Source organism: Bradyrhizobium sp. USDA 3240, from assembly GCF_054063295.1.
In genome coordinates this window covers 7,566,356-7,578,298 of sequence record NZ_JBSSGD010000002.1, presented here as the reverse complement: position 1 = coordinate 7,578,298, position 11,943 = coordinate 7,566,356, and the positions used below count along the sequence as shown (strand labels likewise).

Genomic DNA, 11,943 nt, shown 5'->3' with positions numbered 1-11,943 from the left:
TCTGCCGACGCGCGCCCGGAAATGGCCAATCGCCTCGGACCGTGACAGGATGGGCATGATCGCTCATTCCTGTGGAGAATAGCCATGGATCGTCTGGCGGCGATGGAGACATTCGTGCGGGTGGTCGAGACCGGCTCGTTCTCCGGGGCGGCGCGACAGCTCCGGGTCGGCCAGCCGGCGGTTTCGAAATCAGTCGCGCAGCTCGAGGAATTTCTCGGGGTCAAGCTGCTCACGCGGTCGACCCATGGGCTCACCCCGACCGAAGCAGGGCTCAGCTATCTCGAGCGCGCCAGGCGCGCGCTTGAAGAGGCGGCCGAGGCCGAGATCGCGGCACGCGGCGCGGGTGCGGGCCTCAAGGGCCGATTGCGGATCTGCGCCGCCGTCACCTTCGCCCGCATCCATCTCATTCCGATGCTGCCGAAGTTTCTCGCGCAGCATCCGGAGCTGGAGCTCGAAGTCGTGCTCGACGACCGCCAGATCGATCTCGTGAAGGAAGGCATCGACGTCGCGCTCCGGATGGGCAAGATGCTGGATTCGACGCTGACCGCGCGCCGCGTCGCGAGATGCAAGCGCCTCGTGCTGGGTACGCCGGCCTATTTCGACCGCGTCGGCACGCCGGCCACGCCGAGCGAACTGAGCCGGCACCAGGCCGTCGTTTATCTCCGCGAGGGCAGCGTGTGGTCGTTTCAGCGCGAGAGCACGGAACTCGCCGTCACGGTGCGGAGCCGGTTGCGGGTCACCGCGGCCGAAGGCGTCCGGGCTGCGGTGCTCGCCGATGCCGGGCTCGCGATCGCCTCGGAGTGGATGTTCACCCCCGAACTCCAAGCGGGCGCTGTGCGTGCGGTCCTGCCGGAATGGAGCCTCCCCGCGCTCGATCTCTGGGCCGTGCTTCCGACCGGGCGCGCCGCGACCGCCAAGGCCCGCGCATTCGTGAACTTCTTCGAGCGCAGCTTCAATGCATGACGCGTGATCCGCCGGTTGAAGCGGTTCGCGCCTATTCCAGTCAGGAATAAGCGCTAGTCCAGCGGCAGCGCTACCCTGCGCGGCCATCTGCTTTAGCTTCCTGCGAGTGATTTCAACAAACGGACGGCGCTGCCGTCCACCACGCAGAAGCCAAGGAGAACCGCCATGTCGCTGCAAGCCAAGCTCGACGCTTTCAAGGCCGATTTCGAGGCCGGAAAGCCGCCCTACAACGTTCCGCCAGCCGTCATCGAGATCATGCACCGCGCCACCGCGGAGCTGATCGCGTCCGGTGCGGCCCAGCGCGCCAAAAAGGCGGGCGATGTCGCCCCTGCCTTCTCGCTCCGGGATCCCGACGGCAATATCGTCAACTCGGCCGACCTGTTGAAGCGCGGCCCGCTGGTGCTCAGCTTCTACCGCGGCGTCTGGTGCCCGTATTGCAACATGGAGCTGCAGGCGCTGGAGGCCGCCAAGCCGGAATTCGACAAATATGGCGCGTCGCTGATCGCGATCTCGCCGCAGACCGCGCCGAACAGCCGGAAGTCGGTGCGCCAGAACAAGCTCTCGTTCCCGATCCTGTCCGACGCGAAGGGCCAGATCGGCGACGCTTTCGGACTGCGCTTCCATCTGCCCGACTATCTGGTCGAGCTCTACAAGCAGCTGAAGAACGATCTGCCGACCTTCAACGACGATCCGAGCTGGACGCTGCCGATACCGGCCCGCTACGTCATCGGACAGGACGGCGTGATCCTCTACTCGGAGGTGAACCCCGACTATACCCGCCGCCCGGAGCCCGAGGACATGATCGCAGTTCTCCAGCAGGCCGCCGCCGTGAGGGCATGACAGTGCGCAGAGCGGCCGGTGGCGATCTCCCATCGGCCGCTGCCCGACGTGGGTCAAGCTTGTGCGGCGCCTGGCGGATCACCCGGTGCGGCGAGACCCATCACGGCATCCGGTTCGGACGGCTGCATCTTACGCCACTGCGCCGGCGTCACGCCGATATGGCTCTTGAAGGCGCGCTGAAACGCGGCCTCGGACTGGTAGCCGACCTTCTCCGCAACGGCGCCGGTCGAGAGCGACGATCTCTTCAACTCGTTCGCCGCAAGCGTCATCCTGATATCGGTGAGCAGATCGCTGGGCGATCGCCCGAGCTTTTCCTGGAACTGCCGTGCCAGCGTGGCGCGCGACATGTTGCAGAGACGCGCAAGCTCCGGCAGCGACCATGCGCGCGCGGGCTGGTTGAACATGGCCGCCACCGCCGGCGCAAGTCGGGGATCGCCGACCAGTGCGAGCAGGCCGCTTGACCTGTCATCGGTCTCGCTCGCAAGCCGCAGCACAAGCGCAAACATCGCCGTGGACAGCGCGTCCAGCATGGCGCGGCCGCCCAGATGATCGTCGGCCGTTTCGCTGCGCATCAGGGACACGAGGCCAGCGAGCCGTGCGGCCGTACCCTTTCCCATCCGCGGCCCGGCATGCACGACGAGACGCGGCGGAAGATAGGTGCGCAACAGACGGTCGTGCGGAGGTGCAATCGCGAAGTGTCCGCACAGCAGATCAAGCCGCTCGTCCGAACCCAGGTTCTCGCTGATCGTGAAATTCTGCGCCGCCCGGTTGCGCGCCGGCAACGGCGTCACCCCGCTGCCGTCATGCATCACGTGTCGCGGGTTGCCGGGCAGCAGAAGAATGTCTCCGGTCTTCAGCAGCAACGGCCGGCCGCCAGCGGGATCATCCAGGATCGCCGAGCCGGCAAGCACCGCATGATAGGGGATCTCGTTGGTCGCGCCCGGCCCCTGGTCGATGCGCCAGGGCACGCTGTAGCTGCAGCGAATATCGAGCCGTCCGCGCACCGGCATCATCTCGAATAGCCGGCTGAGCCAGTCCACGGTCAATCCCCCGAAGCAGTCCATGAGACGATTGAGCATATAATCGAGCAATATGAACATTCAATGTCTCAAACCGCAATCCTATCGTCACTCCGCAATCGTTCACCACCCCAAACAAGGAGTGCCACCATGTCCCGTCTCTCAGTTCCCAATCTCGAAGCCGATACCGGCCCGTCGGGCCAGATCTACGCCCAGATCAAGAAGGCGGCCGGCAGCGTCCCGAACGCCTACGCGGCAATCGCCGCCCACGGCCCGGCCGCGCTCAAGTCGATGCTCGCCGCCGATGCGGTGCTCGCCAGCGGCAGCCTTTCCAAGCGCGATCGGGAGATCATCAAGCTCGTGGTCAGCGCCGCCGGCGGCTGCGACTATTGTGTCGCCGCGCATTCTCATCTCGCCAAGCTCGCCGGTGTGAAGGCAGACGCACTGAAGCAGATCCGCGACGGCGCGCCGAGCGGTGATGCCAAGTCCGACGTGCTGATCGGCTTTGTCCGCAAGCTCGCACAGTCGAGCGGCACCATCAGCGCCGACGATTTCACCGCGATCAAGGCCGCCGGCTACAGCGACGCGCAACTGGTCGAGATCAGCCTGGCGTTCGCGACCATCGTCTTCACCAACGTCTTCAACCGCATCAACGACACCGACATCGACTTCCCCGCGGTCGCCTAGAGCGACCGCGCGATGTCACACGAAGGGATCACGACCATGACCACGCTTTCCAACACCACACAGAATCCGCTCGTCCGCGCACTTTACAGGTCCGGCCTGCTCGCGGATGACCTCGACTACCACGTCGTCCGCGCCGCGATGGTGATCATGTTCCTGTTCTTCGGCTACCAGAAATGGTTTCCGTACGAATTCGAACGGCTGGTCCCGTTTATCAGCAACGGACCGCTGATCTGGTGGCTGTATCCAGCCTTCGGCCACGCCGGCGCCAGCTACTTCCTCGGCGCCTCGGAGTGGACGTTCGGCTCGCTGTTGTTGGCGGGTTTCTGGGACAAGCGCCTCGGCGTGCTCGGCGCCCTCGGCTCGACCGGCACCTTCATCGCGACGGTCACCATCATCCCGTTCATGCCTGATGGTTGGGACGTTGCCGCCGGAGGCTTCCCTGCAATGACCGGCAACGTGCCCTTCCTGATGAAGGACGTCGTTCTGCTTGCCGTGTCGCTCTACCTGTTGAGGCAGGACGTGGTTCGCCTGACGCGGCAATAGGTGGCATCCGCTGATGGCGATGGATCGCCGGCGAACCCTGCGTTCGCCGGCGATCGCACGTTGATCGGGGATCGAGGGGACCGCTGATGTCGCGACATCGCAGCCATTGTTGCGGTGCGGGCGAGGTCAGAGCGTGCTTCGACGTCACGCCATAAGCTGTTGCCGAGTTTGCGGAATGCGCTGCGGTTGCCGGTCCGTTCCTGTGCGGGATCGGGTTGGCGGTACGGATGTTGGATCTCGATCGCGTCGGCATTGCCATGCAGGAATGATCGGTCGCTCTCCCGGCCATGACCATAGTTCTGCCGTGCGGTCTAGGTTACAAAATACCGCCGGTGTTGTTCTGGGGTGGGTTGATGAAGAAGGACGACGTCACGTGTCCGCGCTGCGGGGCTGGATTCCGGCGCCTTGAGCTGTCATCCGGATCGGGAAGCAAGGGCGAGTATCGCTGCCCGGTCTGCGAGACAACCCTCGAGCAGTTCGATGGTGACAAGCTGGTGGCCTACCGCCTGACGATCCAACCCTCAATTCGCGGATTGAAGACCGGATAGCCCCCCGCTGCGTCGACTGCCGACGCAATCCCTCGATTACGATCGCCGCTTGAGGACATAGCTGTCCATGATCCAGCCGTGCTGCTCACGCGCCTCCCGGCGCGCGGCGACGATGCGAGGGCCGACCTCGGCAAGCTCGCCCGCCATGAGGATCTGATCGGGCATGCCGAGATAGGCGCCCCACCAGATTCGTAGCCCGGCAGGATCCAGCGTCTGGAAGGCAGCGCCGCCGTCGAGCATCACGACGATTGTGTCGACGCCGGGGGGCCAGCCGGCCTCGCGGAGCCGCCGGCCGGTCGTGACCAGGAACGGCTCGCCGATCTCGTTGAGCGGCAGCGCATGCGCCGCGCACAGCGCCTGGATCGACGTGATGCCCGGGATCACCTCGATCGACGGCGGCGGATCGAGCCGTTGCGCGATCCGCAGGCTCGAATCGTAGAGCGAGGGATCGCCCCAGATCAGCAGGGCGACGCGACCCTCGCCGCCGAGATGGCGCGCGATTTCCTGTGACCAGGTTGCGGCGATCGCATCGTGCCAATCGTCGACACCCTTGCGATAGTCCTCCTCTCCTGCGTCACGCACCGGCAGGTCGAACTCGGCAATGCGCGTGCGGTCGTTGTTCAACGCCTCTGCGCAGATCGTTCGGCGCAAGTCGGCGAGGTCTGACTTCGCGGCCCCCCTTGCGCGGGATCAGGATCAGATCGGCGGCATTGATCGCGGCGATCGCAGCAAGTGTGAGCTGCTGCGGATCGCCGCAACCGATACCGATCAGGGAAAGCGTCAACATCGCCGTATCAACCTTGCTCCGGTGCCAGCGCACCGAACAGAATGACGGCAGCCGCCGTGGCCGCGCCCGCATGCGTGAGCCATTCGGCGAGCTCTGCAATCGTGGTGCGGACCAGCCGCTCGTCGGCGTGGCCGAGCGACTCCGCGAGCAGCGCAGGCGTCTCGGGTGCGAGGCCATGCGCGATCAGCCTCGCGGCCAGGGCCGGAAAGGTGCGCCGTCCCATATAGACGACGGTGGTCGCCTCGGGATCGGCCAGCGCCGCCCAATTTAAATCCCCCGGCAACTCGCCGGTGACATCGGCGCCGGTCACGAACTGGACCCGGCGCGAAGTCAGCCGTCGCGTCAACGGAATGCCGGCTTGCGCCGCGGCGACCGAGGCCGAGGTCACGCCGGGAATGATCTCGTAGCCGATGCCGGCCGCGCGCAACGCCTCGATCTCCTCCTCGAGCCGTCCAAAGATGCCGGCGTCACCGGATTTCAGCCGCACCACGCGCACGCCAGCGGCCGCGTAGTCGACCAGCAGCCGGCTGACATGATGCTGTTTCGCCGAGAGGCGGCCGGCGCGTTTGCCGACTGCGACGAGATTGGCGCCGGAGCGCGCGAGATCGAGGATCGCGCCCGATGCAAGGTCATCGTAGAGAACCACATCGGCCTCGCGCAGCCGCGCGGCTCCCTTCATGGTCAGGAGCTCGGGATCGCCGGGCCCGGCCGAGACGAAGGAAACGAATCCGCTCATCGGTCCTCCGCAATCAGATGGAAGAATGTACCCGTTGCATTGCCGCGCCGCGATCCGGTTTCGGCCACGATCGCGCCGGTCGCATCGCGCACCACCGCGAGCGGCGTGTCCGGCTGCGCGATGATCGTCGAATAGTGAAATTCGTGACCGCGCAGACGAGAGCCTGGACCCTGCCCCGGCATCGCAGCGGCAAGTTCGGCGAGCCGGTAGCCCAGATGCATGCGGCGCTTGGCATAGCTGGTCTCGAGGCCGAGCAAGCCCGCCATCGGGTGGCGCACGCCTTCGGCGTCGGTCAACGCGGTGCCCAGCACCATGTAGCCGCCGCACTCGCCATGCACCGGCCTCGTCTCCGCGAAAGCGCGCAATTGCCCAAGAAACCGCGCGTTGGAAGCAAGCCGGGCGGCATGCAGCTCGGGATAGCCGCCGGGCAGCCAGCACACATCGGCGCTCGCGTCGGGGCCTTCGTCGGCGAGCGGCGAGAACGTCACGATCTCGGCGCCGGCCGCGCGCCAGGCTTCCAGCATGTGCGGATAGACAAAGGAGAATGCGGCGTCGCGCGCGAGCGCGATCCGCTGGCCCGGCGGCGTGATCTTGAGGCCCTGCGCGGCTGATTGCGGCAACCAGGCGCGCGCCGATTGCAACACGGCGTCGAGATCGACATGCTCGACGACGAAGCGCGCGGCCTCATTGATCAGACCGTCGATCTCGGCCTGCTCTTCGGCCTGCACCAGGCCGAGATGACGCTTGGGCAAGGCGATCTCGGCGTGGCGGGGAAGCGCACCCAGGACCGGAATGCCCGCACCCGCCATGGCGCTGCGCACCAGCGCTTCGTGCCGCGGACTCGCGACACGGTTGAGAACGACGCCGGCAAGCCGCACGCCGGCGCGAAAATCACGCAATCCCGCCGCAACCGCCGCCGCGGTCTGTGCCTGGCCGGAGGGGTCGATCACCAGCAGCACCGGCCATCCCATCATCTCGGCAATATCGGCGGTGGCGCCGGTACCCGAGACGCCACGGGTCGCGACCCCGTCGAACAATCCCATCGAGCCTTCGGCCAGCACGAGATCGGCGTCCGCGCCGCGGCCTGCCAGATGCGCGATCGCATCTGATGCCATCGCCCAGCTGTCGATGTTGACCGATGCGCGTCCCGTTGCGACTGCGTGAAAGGCGGGATCAATATAGTCAGGCCCGCTCTTGAGGCATTGCACCCTCACGCCGCGATTGCGATAGGCGCGCGCCAGCGCCAGGGTCAGCGTCGTCTTGCCGACACCGGATGCCGGTGCAGAGATCACGAGCCCCGCGGTCATCGCGATGGTTCCGGAAAGCGCGGCTCGGCGCCGACCGGCCGGTAGCGGCGGTCGTAGTCGGCCGCATAGAGACGGCTCTCGGCGAATTCGCCGGCGCCGAGCGTCTTGCCGACCAGGATAAGCGCCGTGCGTTCGAGCTCCGGGCCGACCGCGGCATCAAGCGTCGCGAGCGTGGCGCGCACGATGCGCTGCTCCGGCCAACTCGCGCGCCAGACGATCGCCACCGGGCAATCCGCGCCATAATGCGGCGTGAGCTCGGCGACGACCTTGTCGAGCAGATGGATCGACAGATGGATCGCCAGCACCGCGCCGGTCGCGGCAAAGGCTGCGAGCGTCTCGCCGTCAGGCATCGCGCTCGCCCTGCCCGGCGTGCGCGTCAGCACCACCGATTGCGCAAGACCGGGCAGCGTCAGTTCGGCCTCCAGTGCTGCCGCGGCCGCCGAGAAGGCCGGCACGCCGGGCGTGACCGAATAGGGAATCTGCAACGCGCGCAACCGGCGCAGCTGCTCGCCCATCGCCGACCAGATCGAGAGATCGCCCGAATGCAGCCGCGCGACGTCCTTGCCTTCGGCATGCGCCGCAGCGATCTCGGCGACGATGTCGTCGAGCGACAGCGGCGCCGTGTTGACGATGCGCGCATCCTTCGGGCAATGCGCCAGCACGCCCTCGGGGACCAACGATCCGGCGTAGAGACAGACCGGGCAAGCGGCGATGAGATCGCGGCCGCGCAAGGTCAGAAGGTCGGCAGCACCCGGCCCCGCGCCGATGAAATGCACCGTCATTCGCCGTCTCCTTCCGCGATCGCTGCAGCGGCCATCCGATCCTGCGACACGGCCCTCGCCGAAATCAGGCGCGCACCGCGCCCGGCGGCCGCGACCGCGGCGGCTTCGGCGACCGAACCCGTTCCGAACCTGGCGTTGATGAGTTCGGATTGTGTCGCGGTTTCTATCTCAGCCAGCATGGCCGCAGGAATGCCCCGGATCGGCAATCCCAGTTCCTGTGCCAACGCCTGCAATGCCACAGCACCGACCTTGTCGCTCACCGTCGCAACCGCCGCAAGGCCGTTGGGCCCGCCGGCCGCATCGAGGGCTTCGCGCAAGGACGCGACACTGGCATTGTTCCTGAACCCCAGACCCGCGACTTTCAACGGACCGCGCTCCATTGCACGATCGGCCGCGCGGCTTTCCAGGAGCGATACCGCCCCAACGGCTCGGCCTGCGCAATCTCCACTCGCATCAATTCGCCGCCGTGGCGCTGATGCAGATCGGACAGCAGCGCCTCGGTTTCCAGGGTCACTGCGTGGGCGACCAGCCGCGTTCCCGGCGCGATGTGCGACCAGATGGCATCGAACATATCAGCATCGAGGCCGCCACCGATGAACACGGCATCAGGCGCTTCGAGGTTCGACAGGACGCCGGGCGCATCGCCTTCGATGACGGTGATCCGGTGGGTTAAGCCGAAGCTTGCCGCATTGCTGCAAATGTTGGCGGCCCGTTCGCCGCGGGCCTCGACGGCGATCGCCGTCCCGCCGGACAGCGCCCATTCGATCGAGATCGAGCCCGAGCCGGCGCCGATATCCCACAGCCGCTCACCAGGCCGCGGCGAAAGCGCCGACAGCGCCAGCGCACGGACCGGCCGCTTGGTCAGTTGCCCGTCATGCGCAAAGAGTGCGTCGGGAAGTCCCGAACTGCGCGCGATCCCCTGCGATCCCGCTGCCTCCAGCGCAACGGTGACCAGACTGCCGCCGGAATCGCCGGCATAGCCGTCGGCCCGATGCTGCGTGATGGATTCACCCGGTCCGCCAAGCGCTGAAAGCGTCCACATCGCCGACGAACCCCAGCCCCGCTCCGTGAGCCATCGCGCGAGATCGGAAGCCGCTTTGCCATCGCGTACCAGGCAAACGATCCGCGCACCGCGCACAAGATGCGGCAACAGCCGTTCGAACGGTGCGGCATGAAGACCGAGACAGATGACATTCTCGAGACGCCAGCCGAGACGCGCGGCGGCCAGCGAGAATGTCGACGGCGCGGAATGCGCGACCCATTCGCCGGCCTGCAATTTCCCGACAAGGCTGCCACCGACGCCATGCCAGAACGGATCGCCCGAGGCGAGAACAACAGTCGGCCGCCCCCGGTATTCGAGCACGATCTCCGCATCGAACGGCACCGGCCAGGCGCGGCCCCAGTCGGTGACACCGGCCAGCGCGAGGTGCCGTTCACCGCCGAACACCGTTTCGGCTTCACCAAGCGCCTTTCGGCTTGCGTCGGAGAGGCCGGCAAGGCCATCTTCGCCGATGCCGATGATGGTCAACCAGGGATTACCCATGATGCGCGCCCTGATCCTGGGCGGAACGGCCGACGCCAATTCGCTTGCCGCGACGATCGCGCGCGCGGGCATCGACGCGGTCTATTCCTACGGCGGGCGCACCACAGCTCCTGCCGAACAACCGCTGCCGACCCGGATCGGCGGCTTCGGCGGCGTCAGCGGTCTTGCCGACTATCTGCGTCGCGAGGGCATCACGCATGTGATCGACGCGACGCATCCCTTCGCGGCCGAGATGAGCCGCAACGCAATCGCCGCCTGCGCGCAAACCGCAACGCCGCTGCTCGCGCTTGAACGCGCGCCTTGGAATAGAACATCCGGCGATCACTGGATCGAGGTCGCGGACGTCGTCTCGGCGGTCGCGGCGTTGCCGGACAGTCGCGCCAACGTGTTCCTCGCGATCGGCCGCCAGCACATCGCGCCGTTCGGCAGCCGGCCACGGCATGCCTATACGTTGCGGTTCGTCGACCCGCCCGACGAGAGGTTGCCATTGCCCGGTGCCGATGTCATCGTCTCGCGCGGCCCAATTCACGCTCGACGACGAGCTCGAGACGATGCGCGCGCGCGCGATCGCGTGGATCGTCGCCCGCAATTCCGGCGGGGCCGGCGCACGCGCCAAGATCGATGCCGCCCGCACGCTTGGCCTTCCCGTCATCATGATCACGCGGCCGTCGCTGCCGGAGCGGCCGCGGGTCGAAAGCGTGCGCGAGGTGATGGCATGGCTCGGTCATCGGACCTGCCTCGGCGCATAGACCCAGCGGCCGACCCTCCGCGTCGTCGAATTGCAGACGATCACAAGCGTCCGCATGTCGGCCATCTCGGGCTTGGCGTCGCGCAGTTCGACGGTCTCGATCCGCTGCTCGGGCGTGCTGACGGCGCGCGCGAAAATCACGATGCGCTCGCCGCAGCCCGCCTCTTTCAAAATCTCGAGCGTCCGCGCAAAGCCATGAGGGCGGCTCGCCGAGCGCGGATTGTACATCGCGATCGCGAAGTCGGCTTCGGCCGCGAGCCGCAGGCGCTGCTCGATCAGCGGCCATGGCTTGAGATTGTCGGACAGGTTGATCGCGCAAAAATCATGGCCGAGCGGCGCGCCGGCACTTGCCGCTGCCGCCAGCATCGCGGTCACGCCCGGCAGAACGCGGATCGGCAGGTCGTGCCATTGCGGCGCGTCCTCGAGCGCCTCGAACACGGCGGATGCCATCGCGAACACGCCGGGGTCGCCTGAGGACACCACGACGACGTGCCGCCCCTCGGACGCCAGCCGCAGCGCTTCGCCGGCGCGCTGTAGCTCCACGCGATTGTCCGAGAGATGCAGCGTCAACCCGTTGCGCGGCGGCACGCGCGTCACGTACGGCGCATAGCCGACGATGTCGGTCGCCGTCGCGAGCGCAGCGGAGACCTCCGGCGTGATCAACGCCTCGTCACCCGGCCCCAGTCCCGCGATGGTCAGCGTGCCGGTCATTGCGCGGCCTCCCTGCGCCGCCCCTGCCCGTGCACCAGCACTATCGCAAAATACGGACAGTCCGCCTCGGCAAGATCGGCGAGCCGGGCGACCCGCTGATCCGGCATGGTGCCGCGTTCGACGAGCCACGCATCGTCGAGGCGGCCCGCGGAGGCGAGCGCGCGGCGGATCTTCGTCAAGTTGCGGCCGGTCTTCATGACGACCAGCGCGTCGGAGCTGCGCATCCGCTGTTCGAGCTCAGCCTCCGGCAACGTGCCCATCAGCACGGTGGTGACATCGTCGGCAAGCGCGATCGGCTGGCCGACCGCATTCCAGCAACCGACCATGCCGGGAATACCGGCGATCACCTCGATCTCGACACGACCTTGCAGGCGCGCATGCAGGTGCATGAACGAGCCATAGAAATAGGGATCGCCCTCGCAGAGCACGACGATGTCGACCGCGCGCGCAAGCCGCGCCAGGCGCTCGGTCCATTCATCATAGAAGCCGGCGAGCAGCCGCGCATACTCCGGATTGTCGAACGCGATCTCGGTGGTGACCGGATATTCCATCGGATACTCGCTGACGCCGGCAGCGAGCATGCCTTCGACGATGCGCCGCGCCTGTCCGAGCTGCCCCTTCTTGCGAAAATAGGCGACATGCTTCGCCGCGCGCACCGTCCGGTCGGCGCGCACGCTCATCAGGCCCGGATCGCCTGGGCCAAGCCCGCAGCAGATGATGCGTCCCATC

The 11,943-nt window shown here is 66.9% G+C and carries 13 protein-coding genes and 2 pseudogenes; 6 read left to right on the top strand and 9 right to left on the bottom strand.

Annotated features, from left to right (window positions below):
* Positions 1-84 precede the first annotated feature (84 nt).
* Together ACVIGA_RS36255 and ACVIGA_RS36250 are read left to right on the top strand one after the other, a co-directional pair.
* A complete protein-coding gene (locus tag ACVIGA_RS36255) occupies positions 85-963 on the top strand; it encodes a LysR family transcriptional regulator (RefSeq protein WP_456669779.1) in 879 nt (292 codons plus the stop codon).
* 165 nt (positions 964-1,128) lie between these two features.
* Positions 1,129-1,803, top strand: coding sequence for a peroxiredoxin-like family protein (locus ACVIGA_RS36250; protein ID WP_456669778.1), 675 nt, complete (start codon positions 1,129-1,131; stop codon positions 1,801-1,803).
* A gap of 53 nt (positions 1,804-1,856) precedes the next feature.
* On the opposite strand, the gene ACVIGA_RS36245 is transcribed toward ACVIGA_RS36250, so the two are convergent.
* Positions 1,857-2,843 (bottom strand): AraC family transcriptional regulator, encoded by a 987-nt coding sequence (locus ACVIGA_RS36245; protein ID WP_456669777.1) that lies wholly within the window; start codon positions 2,841-2,843, stop codon positions 1,857-1,859.
* A 129-nt stretch (positions 2,844-2,972) separates the two neighbouring features.
* Between ACVIGA_RS36245 and ACVIGA_RS36240 the strand changes: the two genes are divergently transcribed.
* The 3 genes from ACVIGA_RS36240 to ACVIGA_RS36230 all read left to right on the top strand — a co-directional run bounded on the left by ACVIGA_RS36240 (position 2,973) and on the right by ACVIGA_RS36230 (position 4,600).
* Positions 2,973-3,509 carry a carboxymuconolactone decarboxylase family protein gene (locus ACVIGA_RS36240; protein ID WP_456669776.1) on the top strand — a complete coding sequence of 179 codons (537 nt, stop codon included), beginning with the start codon at positions 2,973-2,975 and terminating at the stop codon, positions 3,507-3,509.
* 36 nt (positions 3,510-3,545) lie between these two features.
* Positions 3,546-4,052, top strand: coding sequence for a YkgB family protein (locus tag ACVIGA_RS36235; RefSeq protein WP_456669775.1), 507 nt, complete (start codon positions 3,546-3,548; stop codon positions 4,050-4,052).
* 353 nt (positions 4,053-4,405) lie between these two features.
* Positions 4,406-4,600 (top strand): hypothetical protein, encoded by a 195-nt coding sequence (locus tag ACVIGA_RS36230; RefSeq protein ID WP_223968606.1) that lies wholly within the window; start codon positions 4,406-4,408, stop codon positions 4,598-4,600.
* A 36-nt stretch (positions 4,601-4,636) separates the two neighbouring features.
* Here the strand turns inward: ACVIGA_RS36230 and cobF are convergent.
* The 6 genes and pseudogenes from cobF to cbiE form a co-directional block, all read right to left on the bottom strand.
* Positions 4,637-5,387 (bottom strand): annotated as a pseudogene (gene cobF / locus ACVIGA_RS36225) (precorrin-6A synthase (deacetylating)).
* 7 nt (positions 5,388-5,394) lie between these two features.
* The gene (cobA, locus tag ACVIGA_RS36220) at positions 5,395-6,123 is read right to left on the bottom strand and encodes a uroporphyrinogen-III C-methyltransferase (RefSeq protein ID WP_456669774.1); all 729 of its coding nucleotides are present in this window, start codon (positions 6,121-6,123) and stop codon (positions 5,395-5,397) included.
* Positions 6,120-7,430, bottom strand: coding sequence for a cobyrinate a,c-diamide synthase (locus ACVIGA_RS36215; RefSeq protein ID WP_456669773.1), 1,311 nt, complete (start codon positions 7,428-7,430; stop codon positions 6,120-6,122). Before ACVIGA_RS36215 ends, cobA begins: the two co-directional genes overlap by 4 nt.
* Positions 7,427-8,212 carry a precorrin-4 C(11)-methyltransferase gene (cobM, locus tag ACVIGA_RS36210; RefSeq protein ID WP_223968599.1) on the bottom strand — a complete coding sequence of 262 codons (786 nt, stop codon included), beginning with the start codon at positions 8,210-8,212 and terminating at the stop codon, positions 7,427-7,429. The genes ACVIGA_RS36215 and cobM overlap by 4 nt, the downstream gene beginning before the upstream one ends.
* A complete protein-coding gene (locus tag ACVIGA_RS36205) occupies positions 8,209-8,577 on the bottom strand; it encodes a cobalamin biosynthesis protein (RefSeq protein ID WP_456669772.1) in 369 nt (122 codons plus the stop codon). Before ACVIGA_RS36205 ends, cobM begins: the two co-directional genes overlap by 4 nt.
* A complete protein-coding gene (gene cbiE, locus ACVIGA_RS36200; protein WP_456669771.1) occupies positions 8,574-9,755 on the bottom strand; it encodes a precorrin-6y C5,15-methyltransferase (decarboxylating) subunit CbiE in 1,182 nt (393 codons plus the stop codon). Before cbiE ends, ACVIGA_RS36205 begins: the two co-directional genes overlap by 4 nt.
* On the opposite strand from cbiE, the pseudogene ACVIGA_RS36195 reads away from it, so the two are divergent.
* A pseudogene (locus tag ACVIGA_RS36195) lies at positions 9,754-10,504 on the top strand (cobalt-precorrin-6A reductase). The gene cbiE and the pseudogene ACVIGA_RS36195 sit on opposite strands and share 2 nt — an antisense overlap.
* Here ACVIGA_RS36195 and cobJ read toward each other — a convergent pair.
* Positions 10,480-11,214 (bottom strand): precorrin-3B C(17)-methyltransferase, encoded by a 735-nt coding sequence (cobJ, locus tag ACVIGA_RS36190; protein ID WP_456669770.1) that lies wholly within the window; start codon positions 11,212-11,214, stop codon positions 10,480-10,482. The pseudogene ACVIGA_RS36195 and the gene cobJ overlap by 25 nt on opposite strands.
* The gene (locus ACVIGA_RS36185) at positions 11,211-11,942 is read right to left on the bottom strand and encodes a precorrin-2 C(20)-methyltransferase (protein ID WP_456669769.1); all 732 of its coding nucleotides are present in this window, start codon (positions 11,940-11,942) and stop codon (positions 11,211-11,213) included. The genes cobJ and ACVIGA_RS36185 overlap by 4 nt, the downstream gene beginning before the upstream one ends.
* Between the last annotated feature and the right edge of the window lies 1 nt (position 11,943).